Raw genomic sequence first — 15,181 nt, forward strand, 5'->3', positions numbered from 1 at the left:
AGTTGTAGTAGTTTTTAACTTTACTTTACAGATTGACTCTAAAAAGTAGAATATCATCAAACTTACATATAAATTGATATAATCTACGTCTAAAAAAAATGACCTTTCTCGCTAACAACATGACAGCCCAGGCCGGTGAGAACCCTAACGGCGGTCTAACTCACTACCGCGCTGAAGATGTGATGCACAACCCTGCAGATAACTCTGGTAGAGAATGCCATCGCACATGAAACTTTACAATTCCAGCAAGTTTCATTTGCAGGAGTTACAGCAGGGTAATTGCTAATTGCTAATTGGGGAAGAAAAAAATAAGTAGAGCGCTGGAGCAGAGGGGATTATGACACACAAGAGGGTTAGGGCTATTGTTTTAATTCTGGGAAACTATCTAAGCTTAATAGTGAATTTGGTATTAGAGGTAAACACAGGGCTGGCAAGGATTTAAAGCTTTTTCAAATCCTAGAGGCTAGGGTTTGTCATCAGTTAATGTAAAGGAAGGTAAAGGAGAGATACAGCCGACTAGAAGGATTCGATCGCCGTAAAAAGCCAGCGTTATGCCCTACGGGATTAACAGTGGGAAAGGATCAAAGATTTGTGGCGCGGAGGAGAAGTTGCTGTGGGGGGATAGCGTGCCTACAATCGGTTGTTCGTGGAAGCGGTTTTGTACCGCTACCGCGCGGGCATCGCGTGGGGAGACTTGCCCGAACGGTTTGCGGACTTCCGAGTCATGACACGCCCTAACGCGGGGCTATCCGTTGCAGTTCTTTGGCTTGTTCTAAAATTTTCTCGAAGTCTTCTTCGCTCAACCGCTGAATGTAGTTGATTTTGAACTCTTCTAGGAAGTCGCACAGCAGCAGTTGTATTTCTTGCCAGGTTTGTTGCTGTTGCAGTTCGGTTCCTAAAGCTTGCCCGAAATGTTGGACTAGCTGGCTTGAGAGTTTGATGCTTATGGGGTCTTCGCTGGCGATTTTGAAGGCTTCGTAGGCATCTTGGGGGCCGAGAGTGACTAATTTTGAGAGTTCTGCAACTAATTGCTGTGCTAGCTGTTCGGGCAGGTTTCCCAAGCCGGGTACTTGCTTCCATCCTTGATAGAGGGGGGATTGTTTGAGGAAGCTTTCAATATTGTACCGGAGAAGGGCTTCTAGGTCTGGCTGAAGTTGGGGAAGGACTTTGTAGACGGTTATTTGCACGAGATGGGTGGCGATCGCTTCTATTTCATTGATATTGTTGATGTCTAGATAGCGCTGTTTTTTAGATTGAAATAGTTGACGAGCCAGTTCGCCTGTGGTAATTGATTGTTGCATCTGATTGATCAGTTGAATTACTACAACTTCGGTCAATTCTTGGGCGAAGTTGGCGACGAAACCTCGGCTGATTTGGGTGCGTATGGGTTGGAGATCCGGCATTTTGGCTTGGTGGATGCGAATTGTGACGGGTAATACTCGCAACAGGCGCCAGAATGGGAGCAGCAGGAAGATGTCGTACCATCGCCAGAGCATGGCCGATCGCCAAGTGACGCTGCGGTGGCGGCGGCTGATCAAGTAGGTACGGGCTAGAAATTCGATCGCAAATATGGCAATGAATGGCAGGTCGATTAGCCAGAAGTTATCGGTGAATTCACCGTTTTCTCCAATCTCGCGGAAATAGTTGGTGGCGATTAATGGCTTGATTTTGGCGTCAAACCACTTGATTTCTTTTTGCCAGCCTTGTTTGTTTAAATAGTCTTGGCTCCAGAATCTTTGGAATGATTGTTTAGCGGAGTCTTGCGGATTCGGGACGCGATCGCGCATCCGGTCTTTGATTTTTTCTAGGGTGCCACTTTTTGATGCTACTCGAAAGGGATCTTCGTCGATCATTTTCGCGCTCAGATTGTTTATTTCCTGCAATTTGGCTGCTACTTGGGGAGAGGGCAATCCTGTTTGCACTACTTGAATTTTTAATTCTTCTAAGGTTTCTAGATATTGCTGGGTGTCTCGGTGGGGTTTAATTCCTTTAAATGGGTCGTATACTTGAGTTAGAACTGGCAGTTGCCGGAGGTAGAAATCTCGCCCGGGGACGTAAGTTATGTCAAATAATATTAGGCTTAAATTTCCTAGGGCAACCAGTGCCATGAACCGCTCGAACCAGGGGACTTTTGGTGATTTTTTGCGGGAGTTTGGAGTGGGAGAGGGCTGTAGTTTTGGTGTCACTGACGGTTCCTAATTAAGTAGACCTATGGAAATAGATGTAACTGGTAATAGCTGAAAAAAGGAAAGAGGGAAAACTGGCTAATTGTCTGGTGGCGCTCGGATTGCGATCGCGGAAGCTAGTCTTTATTTTAACGTGCGTTTGTTGGGGAGTTTTGGATTGTTGATTCCGTCTGGTTAGGTAATAATTGATGCTGCTAAAATATTAAAGCCGATCGAAGTTGACGGAAGCTGTGGCTCCCGTTAGTGTGCTTCTCTCTGGTAATAAAATTATATCTCAGGCAGAATCCTCAGTTTTTTTGGCGTTGCAGAACTCACGCGGCTGGTAATAAATTACTATTTCTGTTTGATCTGGTGGCTCTTTGACCGCTAAATCAAATGTATTGCACGCAGGGGAGTCTAAGGTTAGATGAGGACTTCGAGTTTGAGGTCAAACCCTCAAGAGAGTTATACTTGCTCAGGGGCAGTCTGGTGAGAGCGCCCCCTCTGATCGCGAGGGTGGCTGTCGCCTCCGTAAGGTTCGAGGTCTCGCCCCTAGAAAAACCAGCTCGCGATCGGACTCTTGAATAATATAAAACCCTGAGTATAATTTTGTTCGCATTTTTTTAATATATGACATACTGCCTTAATCTCGATTGCCCAAGAGACAAGCGTCAGAACCCACCAGGCACAAAGTATTGTCTTAATTGTGGTTCAAAGCTGCTACTAAAAGACCTTTATTCAGCAACTGAACCGCTACGCGATGGGGGATTTGGCAGGACTTTCCGAGCTGTTAATCATGGAAAATTTGAGGAATTGTGCGTGATTAAACAGTTGTCACCCCCTCAAGAGTTTCAGCGGAAACCGGGTCATTTTAAAAAATATGTTCGACTGTTTGAACAAGAGGCAAGGCGGTTATACGAACTGAAGCACCCGCAAATTCCTCAGTTAATTTCTTATTTTGAGGAAGATGGGCGCTTGTATTTAGTCCAAGAGTTTATTGATGGCAATAATTTAAAGGATGAGTTAGATAAGTACGGTGCTTATAGCGAAATCAAAACTTGCGAACTGCTGTTAGATTTGTTGCCTTTATTGAAGTTTGTTCACGACCGAAATGTAATTCACCGTGATATTAAGCCTGAGAATGTGATCCGCCGATCTCGCGATCGTAAGTTAGTGCTGATAGATTTTGGGGTTTCTAAACAGGTAGTAGCTGCTGCTCCGACCAAAACAGGAACTAAGTTGGGAACTCCTGGCTACGCGGCTCTAGAACAGCGTCACGGTAGGGCTGTTCCTGCTAGCGACCTTTATAGTTTGGGGGTGACTTGCATTCGCTTGCTGACTTCTGTTATGCCTTATCTGGATATCTACGGGGACATTCACGATGACCTTTACGATCCGCTTGAAGGCCGGTGGCTTTGGAGGGAGGCTTTGCCAAAAGGAACACAAATTAGCGACGATTTAGGTCAGGTTTTAGATAAGTTGATTCAGGAATATGTTAAAGATCGCTACAAATCGGCTGTGGAAGTTTTGGATGCTTTAAAACCTCCTGTTGTTGTTGTCCCAGTCCTGGAAAAGTCGCAGCAGGCAACTGTTGTTAGTCCTTCGGTTCCGACTCAACCTGTGACTGATACTCAGCTAGTTTCTGTGAATTTAGAGTCGGAAAAAGGTATTGATTATTCTCACTTGGCCAGGCTGCTGGCTGCTAAAAATTGGCGTGGTGCTGATGAGGAAACTTCTGTGAAAATGCTGGAGGTGATGCAGCAAAATTCACGGGGTTATTTGAGTGAGGAAGATATTAGGAAGTTTCCAGCTAAGGATTTGCAGACTATCGATCAACTTTGGGTGCGGCACAGTCACCGCAGATTCGGTTTTTCTGTGCAAAAGGGTTTGTGGCTCAAGTTGGGGGGAAAGCCTGGTGTTTATGATGCTACAGTTTGGGAGAAGTTTGGCGATCGAGTGGGCTGGCGGGTTAACAGCCAGTGGGTATACTATTCAGAGCTGAATTTTACTTCTAAAGCAAAGCCTGGACATTTGCCGGGGGGGACTGTTTTTGGATGGGAAGGCGGGGTTTTGTGCGGTGTTTTGGGTTTGGGTGGGATCTGGTTTCTGCTGTCGCGGCGGGATTTGTAGAATGAAGGTAGAAGGTAGAAGGCAGAATTTATTAGTCAGACTGCACCCCAAGCGAAGTCGAAGTGTTAGTCATGAAATAGTTTTGAGTTGCGAATTAAAGAGTTAACAAGTTTTGAGTTTAATCATTTGTTATGTAGAAATTAGCTCTAAAAAAAGGGGAAAATAAGATATAATCACAAACCATTTTTTTTGTGCTATGTTCTTAGAGAAGGGCAAGTTTGCAAAGTCAAAAGCCAGCCCTGGGCGGTGGCAAACCATGGGGACTGGCTTTGGCTCCAATTTACCAAGGAGATTTATTTAGTATGTTGCAAGAAAAACGTCTCAAGCCGTGGACTATAGTTCGCTCGCTTCCAAATGTGGAAAAGGTGGTTGTGGGTGAGTTTCGCAGTTGGTCTGATGCAGACGGTCATTTGAAAATTCTCAAGCGGATGGTGCCGGCGGATCGATTGAGTGTTGTCTTCGATCCGGTAGTTCAAGCGTAACGTCGCTGGTAAATTGATCAGCGTGCGATCGCTCTTTGAGCTAAGCGATCGCCTTTTTTTTTAGATACTGTTTTTTTACATAAAAAATGCGATCGCTAAACAGGCGATCGCAAATTGAATCATTTTCCTTAACTGCGGCGAATTTCAGTAATTTGGTCGGCAACATCCAAAATTCTTTGGGGCATGGATGGCCCGGTAAAAATCATATCCAAATGATGCGGCTTGTTGTCAATCAATGCCACCACTTCGGCTTCGGGAATCAAGCCCAAATTAACCGCTAAACTCAATTCATCGAGAATAACTAAGGAATAACGGCCTTCGCACACCGCATTTTGAACATACTGCCACAATTGTTCGATCGATCGCGTCTCCAGCTCATCTAAGTCGGCATTCTCAATGCAGCGTGACAAATCGCAGCGCACCCAATCTAAATTTTGCCCCAGCCGCACCGGATGCTGGTGCCCTTGATTAATTCCCCCTTTGAGAAACTGCACCGCCAGCACGGGAGCTCCCTGTCCTGCAATTCTGAGGGCTTGAGCCATGACACTGGTAAAAAAGCAGCGGTGCGGGCCTGTAAAGACTTGCACCAGCCCTTGAACTGTGTAGGGCAAGCTGTGGGTTAAATTGAGTTTAGGGGTTTGTAACTGAGCAACCATAGGGCAATATTTAATCAGCAACTAAGTCTTGAGTGCAGCTCCGACCTTGGCGTGGCTGAAGCCTGCTTGACAATATATAGTGTACGGGGCCGAGTGCACATCGGATCAAACACTATATATACAAGTTGTCAAAAGCTCGCGGCAGTGGCATTCGCAGTCGTTTGTTCGATTTTTGAACTCAATTAGCACTTAGGCAGAAACGGGGTTTTTTACCAAAATACGGCGTGGAGCTTGACATTTATACAGTTATAGGGTGAAAAACCAAGGTGATGAGAGTCTTGCGGCGTCCAGGGCTTTGAAGAAAAGGTACACACATCGCGTAAAATTTGAATGTCGCGGCACTAGGAGCAGAGACTGTGAGAGTGGTGATTCTGGGAGGGCCAGGAGCGGGAAAGGGAACGCAGGCTGAACTACTGTGCAGCAATTTGAGCCTTCCTTTGCTGGCTGTGGGGGACATTCTACGGGAGGCGATCGCAGAAGACACAGATTTAGGCAAGCTGGCGGTGTCTTATGTCGAAAGAGGGGAATTAGTTCCCGACGCAACTATGATTCAATTCTTTCGCCGCCGACTGCTGCTGTGGGATGTCTTTAATGGCTGGGTGTTGGAGGGCTATCCGCGAACGGCTTTTCAAGCTGAGGAGTTGGATTTTTTATTAGAGGATTTGGCGCAGGAGCTAGATTGGGCAGTTTGGCTGAAAGTGCCGATCGAGGTTTTGCTGAGCAGGTCGCTCGATCGCGATCGAGCGGATGACCACCCTGAAATTTTACAGCGTCGGCTTGATTTGTTCCACGAACGCACTATTCCTCTTTTAGAGTATTACGAATACCGCAACAAACTGTTAACTATTGATGGCGATCAATCCCCACAACAAGTCCAGCAGGATATTCTCAAATTAATCGATGCTAAGGGCCAATCGGCATAAGATTTTAGATTTTAGATTTTAGATTGAATGACTGCATATTTACCGCATCAAAAAAACCGGAATATTAATACCAACTTTTAAAGTTTTAATGCCTAATTACCTATTACCAATCACCTAAATATTATGTCTTTCCAACGTCCCGATGGCAGACTACCAAATCAAATTCGTCCGATTAGTTTCGATCGACAGTTTACCAAATTTGCTAGCGGTTCCGTGCTCGCGAAAAGTGGCGATACTCAGGTACTTTGCAGCGTTACAATCAAGCCGGGAGTGCCTAAATTTCTGGAGAATACCGGACAAGGTTGGCTGACAGCGGAATACCGAATGTTGCCGGGATCTACACCGCAGCGACAAGAGCGGGAATTTATGAAATTATCGGGGCGGACTCAAGAGATTCAGCGGTTGATTGGGCGCAGTTTGCGATCGTGCTTGGATATGCAACTATTGGGGGAACGCACAATACTTGTCGATGCGGATGTTTTGCAAGCGGACGCTGGGACTCGCACGACTTCAATTACTGGCGGGTTTGTGGCTGTGGCTGATGCTTTGAATAAGTTGGTGCAAAAAGGTGATTTAGTGCGATCGCCCCTTATTCGTCAAGTGGCGGCCGTGTCTGTGGGACTTTTGGAAGGCGAGCCGTTTTTAGATTTGAATTATGTTGAAGATGTGGCGGCTGAAATTGATTGTAATGTGGTAATGAATGGAGATTTAAATATCATCGAAATTCAGGGAACTGCGGAAGAGGGAAGTTTTAGTCGGAGTCAGTTAAATCAAATTTTGGATTTGGCAGAAACTGGAATTCAGGAATTGTTGGAGGCTCAGCGGCAAGCTTTAGTTCAGTAGGACTTACGCATGGGAGTCCAGAAACCCGGTTTTGACGATAATACTTCGTTTCAGTCAGTAGATTTGGTAAAAAAAAAACCGGGTTTCTTTGGTGCAAGTGCGACAGTAAGCTTTTTTAGGGACACGTCAGTGCCCATTGATTGGTGTCAATTTAATCCGAAATATCACTTAACCCCAAATACCGCCAGGGGTTTAAACCTCTGGCGGACTGCGGGTTTGACGTTAAGTTGACACAAATTGGCCTGGCGCCGTGTCCTCTATATAATAATTCCGGTGCAATCGGAAACGATATCAAGCGATCGGGTGGTGGCGGACTCGGCATAAAAAATAGTGAACAGGGCGATCGCACTCGGAACTTGCTTGCGGGCGATCGACTTTTCCCACAAAATTATTGATATCCAACGAATAACAAATCACTAATCACTAATCACCAAGGACTCCCAATCATCACAAAAGCCGACCAATAATAAGGATGCGACAACTTTAAATCCGCAAACCCTTGCAGCGAAGCTGGTAACTCCACCCCCTCACCCCGACTCGAACCCCGCAATCGGCCACCCTCCAAACGCACATCTCCCCGCAACATCGCAATTTGCGCTTGTCGCAGCGCCGCCCCCTTAATTCGCGCCGTCTTCAACTGCTGGTAAAACTCACTCATCAATCCCAAAGTACCTTCATCACTCACGTACCACAAACTCCCCAAAGCCGTTTGCACCCCCGCTTGCAGCGCCAACCCCCCAAAACCCAACTCCGCCTGTGCATCTCCCACCGCAGTCCGACAAGCACTTAAAACTAACATATTCACCTGCGGATCATTCAATCTCAAATCCCGCAATTGATCCAGTCGCAGCCGACTATTCCACAACTGAATAAAAGAATTATTCGGTACTCCAGGTCGAAATTCGCCGTGAGTAGCTAAGTGAATAACCCCAAAAGGTCGGCTTTGATGCTGTCGCTTCAAATTCTCCAAAGTGAAATCCTCATTCAGAAAACTAACTCCCGGCCACTCTCGGGAAATAGCCGCTATTTCAGCAGGAACGGCAGGTAAAGGATTCAACTCGGAAAATTCCGAGGCACCCATTGCTAAAACTTGAGAATTTCTGAGATCGACGTAGCGAGTATCTGTTAAATTAATGCTGGGCATCAGGCTGAGATTGTACTTTTCCACCAAAAATTGCTGTCCGTCGTGTAAAGCAGCAAAGGGCATACCTCTCAAACCTCGATCGACAACAAAGGAAATAGTATCGGTTTCGCAGCTTTTCAAACTGTCCTCTAAAGGCGCAATCATCCACTTATAAAGCTGTTGGGAAGATGGTAGATAACTCGTAGTAGCCCGCACTCCCGGTTTAGTAATCTCACCCCTGAACTCATTTACAACTTTCAGAAGTTCTTGTCGGTTCGCTGACGGCACACTTTTGTGAACCACTTCACCGCAAGAAGTTATCAGCATTAAATTTAATTCTTCGGGCTGCGAGAACAGATAAATTAAGCTGGGTTTCGTGCCGGTTTGTGCACCCACGGATGCTAACTTTTTTTGAATTTCCTCTGGGGATACCAACTCGTTGCTGATGTTGATGCCTAAATATTCCCCGAATTCTTGGCTGAAAGATTTGTCCAGCAGAGACAAAGCTGCCGATATTTTCCCTGCCTCCAAATTCCTGCCGATGTCGCCGCGAAATGCTGACTGAATAACAGAATCTCGGATTTTTGAATCGATGAAATTTCTGATTCCTCTGGGAAATTGCATTCTTTCGGGGGGCATCCTTTCTCCGGGTTTTCCTATATCTCGCGATATTCTGTTTTGGTTCTGCCGCTGTTCGCGACTAAAGGGTTGGTTGCGATCGGGAAAAAGCGATCGCCCTCTATCTAATGGAAATCTATCCCTTGGTAATATTGGGGGGGAATTTGAGTTATTGCGATTAGGTTGATCTATGGGATTAGGTCGATCTATGGGATTAGGTCGATCTATGGGATTAGGTCGATCTATGGGATTAGGTCGATCTATGGGATTAGGTTGATCTATGGGATTAGGTTGATCTATGGGATTAGGTTGATCTATGGGATTAGGTTGATCTATAGGATTAGGTTGATCTATGGGCTCGTTGATGGTTGGTTGATTGGTAGTGACGATCGCACTATTGCCTTGAGTGTAAGAATTTATGAAAGATTGCCCTTGAGTAATCGTACCTAAAGCATTGCTGGCGATCGCCCCAGCAGTACCGTTAGTCGTCGCATCTCCCACCGCAAAAGGTATTGGCGGATTGACATCGCCGCCGCCGTGGCGGATCGTAACTGTACCGGGTTGAGTGCCACCAAGAGTCGAGACGCTAACAGGAGTGGCGTTTTGGTTAAAAGTACCCGTCACTCGAACTAAACCCGGAGTTGCGAGCTCAACATTACCACCCGGAGCATTGATCGATGCAACACTGATATCATTTTGGGCATTAAGAGTGACTGTCGGAGCTCTATCAAACCCAATCGGATTAACATTTATTCGCCCAATTCTGATTTCGTTTCCGGCTAAAATCCTCACAATTCCCAAAGCATCGATATTGCCGGTGCTGACAGTTCCCCTGCTGCTAGTGACATCAACTTCAACTCCCCGCAAATCTCCTGAATTTACATTGCCAGAAGTTGTCAAACTGACATTTCCTGTTGTAGCGTCCGTATTGCCAATATCAATACTTCCCGTATTGCTAGTTACATTAACTCCTACTCCCCGCAACTCTCCTGAAGTTACATCCAGCAGCGCTGTTAAATTGACAGTATTTTCTGTCGCTGTAGCGGAGCCAATATCAATAATTCCAGAAGTGCTATTTACATTAACTTTTGTTCCCAGCAAATCCCCTGAATTTACATTTCCCGAACCTATTATATTAATATTCCCAAGAGATGTAGTATTGCCGATCGCAATATTTCCCTGATCGCTATTGAGATCGACTGAACCCCCCAGCAAACTCCCTGCATTTAAGTTGCTGGTTGCTCTCAAAGCAATCCTAGCCGCCGGAGCATTGATGGAATCAACGCTAATATTAGTTTGGGCGTCCAGATTGACTGTAGGGATAATGGGATTAACTGGATTTGTGGCGACAGGATTAACAGTTATTGCCCCTGTGTTTATTGCCTCCTGTGCCGCTATAATTCTGACATCTCCAGAAGTAGCGATCGCCCCCGTATTAACAATCCCATTGCTACTGCTAGCATTGACAGTCGCAGCGGTGAGATTGCCTACCGTTAAATCCCTAAAAGCTGTCAAATTGATATTCTCAGTTGCTGTGATATTGACAGGTGTAGTATTAGGCACAATGGTATTGGCATCCCTCAAAACCCCCAATGCCCCGGAGTTACTGGTAACATTAACATTAGATCCCTGCAAAGTCCCAAAATTGACATTGCCAAAAGCTGTGAGTTCGATCGCCCCGGAAGTCCCAGTATCGATCGACCCTGTTACTATATTGCCTCGAACAGTATTCAGACTAATACTGCCGTTGATATCAGCACGAGAAATGTCATTTGTCAATATAATATTGTCATTAGCTTGAATATTAATTATCGAACTAGACGTTAATCTGCCCCCAACTAGCACTCCTGCTTCCCTGCTTTCGAGATTTATTTGACCGCCATTAATATCTCTAGTTGCGATACTTCCCGGCGCAGACAAAATCACCGGCCCGCCTGCCGAAATATTTTCAACAGAAATCAAATTGCTTGATAAAAGTGGACTTGTAAATATTGAATCTTCACCTAAACTGTTACTAACAGGATTTAGCAAATTTGCCACTCCAGCCCGCAGAATTAAGGCCGGACTGCTGGTTAAAATAGCAATATCTGGATCACCACTCACATTTTCCCTACCCAATGCAATATCGGGGCCGGTAATTGTAATATCCTCAGCAACAATGCTCCCCCTTGCCTCGACTTTCAGCGAAACTCCGGTATAATCTCCAAAGAAAACATCTCCTTCCGAACTGATAATCGGGTCAAATAAACTGACAAAGTTTCCCGGCATTCCCGACCAATTGCGAATCGAAAAATTGCCACCCGAAACAAAGTGGGCATCCCCCGAAATAACACCGTTGCTAACCAAACTCAAATTGCCGCCGCTTTGGAATTGCGGGGGAAGAGATAAGCCGCCGATCGCATTTTGAGTGAGAATATCAATAGTGCGATCGCCTTGAATGTATAAATTCCCCCCAGCCTGCGCCAAAAAAGGATTCTGGGCGCTGTCTCTGACCCGCACCGCATCCCCACCCAGCAAACTCAAATCCCCCGTAGTTTGCAGCCTAGCGCCCGCTAACGTGAGATTTTCCGCAGCCCATAAATTCGCACTTCCCGCATTCAACTGCGGTAGCCCAGACACATTAGCAGCAATCGCCACATCCCCAGAATTCACCTGCAAACCAGAAGCCACAAGCCGCACAGAACCGTCATCCGCAACCGCAACACCCGCAGCCTGATTTTGCCCAGTACCTGTCAGCAACTGCGGCAAAGAAATAGGATTCAAAGTCTGTTGAAAACTACCAAAATTTCCGCCCGTTGCTATTTCCAAACTCAACAAATGCCCCGGTTGACTAATGCGGAGAACCTGATCTCCCGGAACCGCAGCAACAGTAATTTGCCCGCCCGCAGCCGACAACTGCCCGGTACTAACAACCGTACCGCCAAGCAAAGCCAAATTTTGCCCAGGAGTCACCGCTAAATTGCCAGCATTAACAATACTTCCCGGTACACCCGCACCAAAATAAAAAGCATTTGGCGTACCAACCAAGGCGCTAAAATTATTTGTACCCGCAGCATTAAACCAATTTGAACCAAAACCGACACCAGTAGCAGTAGTTGCTGTAAAAGCCGCCGGCACATTCAAACTCGCGTTCGGGCCAAACACAATCCCCGCAGGATTAATTAGAAAAAGATTAGAATTGCCGCCCGTGACAGTAATTAAACCGTTAATTAGCGAAGCGTCCCCGCCAGCAATTCGAGCTAATATATTCTGAATAGCCGAATTAGTCAGAAAATTAGCAATTTGACCTTCATTCAAGCCAAACTGCCCAAAACTGTGAAAAAGATTCGCGCCGTCTCCCGACAAACTGCCGCCGTTGATATCATAGCGGTTGCCGCTGGGGGTGACAACAGTACCCGTACCGTCAGCAGCAGGCACTATGGGCTGTGCTTGCGCGAAAGTATTAAAAATTAACAAAGAAAAGGGACAAATAAATAGCGCAACCTTTTTAATCTTTAAGTTGGCATTTTTCATAGCAGGAAGTAAAACTATCTCAATTGCCTTAATTATTGCACTTGCAAACAACTTACCTCTAAATTACACATTAATTCGCTCATGACAACTCCCAAAATCAAAAGCCTCTACACAGACGGCGCTTGTTCCGGCAACCCAGGCCCAGGTGGCTGGGGTGCAGTAGTTTGCTTCGCCGACGGCAAGTGTCACGAACTCGGAGGTGCAGACCCCCAAACCACTAACAACCGCATGGAAATGCAGGCTGCCGTCGCTGCGCTGGAATTTTTTGCCAATTCCGGTCAAACCGAACCAGTCACCGTTTACACCGACAGCGAATACGTTAAAAACGGCATCACCAAATGGATTCAAGGCTGGAAAAATAAAGGCTGGAAAACCTCAACGGGCAAAGATGTTGTCAACCAAGACCTTTGGCACCGGCTAGACAAGCTGAATTCGCGACAAATCAAGTGGGAACACGTCCGAGGCCACTCCGGCGACTTCTACAACGACAGATGCGATGAAATCGCCCGCAGCTTCTCGCACAATCTCACTCCCGAACTGCAACAGCAGAAACCAACGGGAGACGAGGCCAGGGCGGGCACGGGGGCACTGCCCCTACACTTTGACAACACAATTGTTTCGGAAGAAACGGACGTAACTGGTAACAAAACGATAGAATCCTATGTCATAACTTCTGACCTTCCGATCTCCAACTCTACCATGATGGATTCAACTGCCGATACCCTGGAGAACTTGCCCCGCGAGGTGAGGGTTCAGGACCTCCGCAATCTGATCGAAACGTTGCACATCGCCGACGAGGTTGCGACGAAAGGCTACTTGATTACCAGTTCTGAACTGGCTGATTTGATGGATGTAAATGCCAGCGCTGTCACCAGTCGCGGAGACAATTGGGTGTGGCGAAATTGGGTAGTTTCGCGGGTGCGGCGCGAAGGCAACCAAATTCTCTGGCAATTAGAGAGAATCGACCACGTTAGTACAACTGATTAGTGGTTAGTCATGAGTTATTAGTTGATTAATAACTGATGACTAATGACTGTCTCAAAGCAAGATTTGGCAAAATTCTGTAGGGACACAACATTGTTGTGTCCTTTTAGTCATCAGTTTAGTAAACAGACTACTTAACATCAGTCTTAGTTAAAATCAAGAATCCAACTGTAAACCTGCGATCCAAACCCTTATAAAATCAGTGATTTCTCATCGAAAATCTCAAATAGAAAATCTAAAATAGCATGAGTATCAGCTTGCGAACAGTCACTGCTACCAGATATGTCACTCCCTTGCGCGAGGGCGGGTCGCTACCCGCGATCGTCGAAGCAGATGATGATGGTATGTACGTGCTCAAATTTCGCGGTGCGGGCCAGGGAGCCAAATCTCTGATCGCGGAGTTAGTGGCGGGAGAAATTGCTCGCGCCTCCGGGCTCCCAATCCCCGAACTCGTCTTTGTTGAACTCGATCCCGAACTGGCTCGCACTGAGCCTGACCCGGAAATTCAAGATTTGATCCGAGCAAGCGCGGGCCTCAACCTCGCCCTCGACTATCTCCCCGGTTCCATCACATTTGACCCGATAGCGGGTAAGTCCGAGGCGGATTTGGCCTCAGAAATCGTCTGGTTCGATGCTTTTGTGACCAACATCGATCGCACGCCGCGCAATGCAAATATGCTGGTATGGCACCGCCGGCTTTGGCTGATCGATCACGGTGCAGCCCTCTACTTCCAGCACACTTGGAAAGATTATCTCTCCCGCAGCCGCGATCGTTTTCCGCCAATCAAAGACCACGTTCTGCTGCGTTTTGCCAGTACGCTGGAAGCGGCAAATTCAAAGATGACTCAAACGCTAACCCCGGACATCATTAGCAACATTGTTAAACTAATTCCTGATACTTGGCTGGTGGGAGATTCTCCTTTCAGTGAGAGCAATCAACATCGGGATGCTTATATCGAGTACCTGCTAAATCGGCTAGAATCACCACATATTTTTTTGGAGGAAGCGATTAGTGCCCGATCGATTTCTTTATGATTACGCTATTATCCGCGTCGTTCCCAAAGTTGAGCGCGAGGAGTTTATCAACGTGGGGGCGATAGTTTCCTGCGGTACGAAAAAATTCCTCGAAGCCCGTATCGAAATTGATGAACAGCGCTTGATGGCGATCGACTCAACGTTGGATCTGGAAATGATTCGCAATCACCTAGCAGTCATTCCCATCATTTGTGCAGGCGGTAAGGACTCTGGCGCGATCGGTCAACTTCCCCACAGAGAGCGCTTTCACTGGCTCGTAGCACCCCGCAGCACGAGCGTTCAGACATCGCGGGTACACACTGGTTTTTGCGAGAGTTTACCGGGTGCGATCGAACACTTGCTCGATACAATGGTGCGATCCTCATGCCGAAAACCATCTGTAAAGGCTCAGTTGCTAGAGGTGAGAAATGACTCTCAGGAGGTGCGATCGCACTCTAGTTAGCGTCAGCTTGTCGGTTAGATGCTGCTTTGAGCTTGCTGGGCGAGCTATCGATTTCCAAAAACAGCCAGAATATCCGAATTATTCATATCTCTTTTCTCTTCATCTGCGTGAATCAGCGTCAATCCCTTGTCCGGGGCGGTTAATACATTCTCTTTTTTTTACCGCAGATGAGGGCAGATAAACACAGATTAATATCAGGTTCGGATAATTAGTTATAATTAAGGGCAGCCGATTCACAGGGACGCCAAACCCCCTATGCCAAAAAAAG

The 15,181-nt window shown here is 46.5% G+C and carries 12 protein-coding genes and 1 pseudogene; 9 read left to right on the forward strand and 4 right to left on the reverse strand.

What is annotated here, in order from left to right:
- The first annotated feature begins 98 nt into the window (after positions 1-98).
- Both QUA90_RS15685 and QUA90_RS15690 read left to right on the forward strand, forming a co-directional pair.
- Positions 99-230 (forward strand): hypothetical protein, encoded by a 132-nt coding sequence (locus QUA90_RS15685; RefSeq protein ID WP_333446426.1) that lies wholly within the window; start codon positions 99-101, stop codon positions 228-230.
- A 350-nt stretch (positions 231-580) separates the two neighbouring features.
- A pseudogene (locus QUA90_RS15690) lies at positions 581-721 on the forward strand (IS5/IS1182 family transposase); the annotation flags it as partial.
- A 13-nt stretch (positions 722-734) separates the two neighbouring features.
- Here QUA90_RS15690 and QUA90_RS15695 read toward each other — a convergent pair.
- The gene (locus QUA90_RS15695; RefSeq protein WP_333446428.1) at positions 735-2,186 is read right to left on the reverse strand and encodes a hypothetical protein; all 1,452 of its coding nucleotides are present in this window, start codon (positions 2,184-2,186) and stop codon (positions 735-737) included.
- A 609-nt stretch (positions 2,187-2,795) separates the two neighbouring features.
- Here QUA90_RS15695 and QUA90_RS15700 point away from each other — a divergent pair.
- Together QUA90_RS15700 and QUA90_RS15705 are read left to right on the forward strand one after the other, a co-directional pair.
- Positions 2,796-4,295, forward strand: coding sequence for a GUN4 domain-containing protein (locus QUA90_RS15700; RefSeq protein ID WP_333446430.1), 1,500 nt, complete (start codon positions 2,796-2,798; stop codon positions 4,293-4,295).
- Positions 4,296-4,513: 218 nt separating this feature from the next.
- On the forward strand, positions 4,514-4,777 hold the full coding sequence (locus tag QUA90_RS15705) for a hypothetical protein (RefSeq protein ID WP_333446432.1): 264 nt from the start codon (positions 4,514-4,516) through the stop codon (positions 4,775-4,777).
- A 128-nt stretch (positions 4,778-4,905) separates the two neighbouring features.
- On the opposite strand, the gene QUA90_RS15710 is transcribed toward QUA90_RS15705, so the two are convergent.
- Positions 4,906-5,433 (reverse strand): P-loop NTPase family protein, encoded by a 528-nt coding sequence (locus QUA90_RS15710; RefSeq protein ID WP_333446434.1) that lies wholly within the window; start codon positions 5,431-5,433, stop codon positions 4,906-4,908.
- 356 nt (positions 5,434-5,789) lie between these two features.
- Between QUA90_RS15710 and QUA90_RS15715 the strand changes: the two genes are divergently transcribed.
- Together QUA90_RS15715 and rph are read left to right on the forward strand one after the other, a co-directional pair.
- Positions 5,790-6,356: a nucleoside monophosphate kinase gene (locus tag QUA90_RS15715; RefSeq protein WP_333446436.1), complete on the forward strand. Its 567-nt coding sequence runs from the start codon at positions 5,790-5,792 to the stop codon at positions 6,354-6,356.
- A 123-nt stretch (positions 6,357-6,479) separates the two neighbouring features.
- Positions 6,480-7,199 carry a ribonuclease PH gene (gene rph, locus QUA90_RS15720; protein WP_333446438.1) on the forward strand — a complete coding sequence of 240 codons (720 nt, stop codon included), beginning with the start codon at positions 6,480-6,482 and terminating at the stop codon, positions 7,197-7,199.
- 291 nt (positions 7,200-7,490) lie between these two features.
- Here the strand turns inward: rph and QUA90_RS15725 are convergent, their stop codons facing one another.
- Entirely contained in the window at positions 7,491-7,616 is a 126-nt protein-coding gene (locus QUA90_RS15725; protein ID WP_333446440.1) for a hypothetical protein, read from the reverse strand.
- A 10-nt stretch (positions 7,617-7,626) separates the two neighbouring features.
- Positions 7,627-12,453, reverse strand: coding sequence for a CHAT domain-containing protein (locus QUA90_RS15730; protein ID WP_333446442.1), 4,827 nt, complete (start codon positions 12,451-12,453; stop codon positions 7,627-7,629).
- An 81-nt stretch (positions 12,454-12,534) separates the two neighbouring features.
- On the opposite strand from QUA90_RS15730, the gene rnhA reads away from it, so the two are divergent.
- From rnhA to QUA90_RS15745, 3 genes are all read left to right on the forward strand, one after another.
- Positions 12,535-13,440: a ribonuclease HI gene (gene rnhA / locus QUA90_RS15735; protein ID WP_333446444.1), complete on the forward strand. Its 906-nt coding sequence runs from the start codon at positions 12,535-12,537 to the stop codon at positions 13,438-13,440.
- A 242-nt stretch (positions 13,441-13,682) separates the two neighbouring features.
- Positions 13,683-14,471, forward strand: a complete 789-nt coding sequence (locus QUA90_RS15740; RefSeq protein WP_333446446.1) for a HipA family kinase — start codon at positions 13,683-13,685, stop codon at positions 14,469-14,471.
- Complete coding sequence (locus QUA90_RS15745) at positions 14,449-14,913, forward strand: DUF3037 domain-containing protein (protein WP_333446448.1); 465 nt, start codon at positions 14,449-14,451, stop codon at positions 14,911-14,913. Before QUA90_RS15740 ends, QUA90_RS15745 begins: the two co-directional genes overlap by 23 nt.
- Positions 14,914-15,181 lie beyond the last annotated feature (268 nt).

The organism is Microcoleus sp. D3_18_C4 (assembly GCF_036702355.1).
In the GTDB taxonomy this organism is placed as follows: Bacteria; Cyanobacteriota; Cyanobacteriia; order Cyanobacteriales; family Microcoleaceae; genus Microcoleus.

Bases quoted from the DNA above. Each gene is read 5' to 3' on its own strand.
- QUA90_RS15685 (WP_333446426.1), top strand. From the start codon at position 99: ATGACCTTTCTCGCTAACAACATGACAGCCCAGGCCGGTGAGAACCCT.
- QUA90_RS15700 (WP_333446430.1), top strand. From the start codon at position 2,796: ATGACATACTGCCTTAATCTCGATTGCCCAAGAGACAAGCGTCAGAAC.
- QUA90_RS15710 (WP_333446434.1), bottom strand. From the start codon at position 5,433: ATGGTTGCTCAGTTACAAACCCCTAAACTCAATTTAACCCACAGCTTG.
- rph (WP_333446438.1), top strand. From the start codon at position 6,480: ATGTCTTTCCAACGTCCCGATGGCAGACTACCAAATCAAATTCGTCCG.
- QUA90_RS15730 (WP_333446442.1), bottom strand. From the start codon at position 12,453: ATGAAAAATGCCAACTTAAAGATTAAAAAGGTTGCGCTATTTATTTGT.
- rnhA (WP_333446444.1), top strand. From the start codon at position 12,535: ATGACAACTCCCAAAATCAAAAGCCTCTACACAGACGGCGCTTGTTCC.
- QUA90_RS15740 (WP_333446446.1), top strand. From the start codon at position 13,683: ATGAGTATCAGCTTGCGAACAGTCACTGCTACCAGATATGTCACTCCC.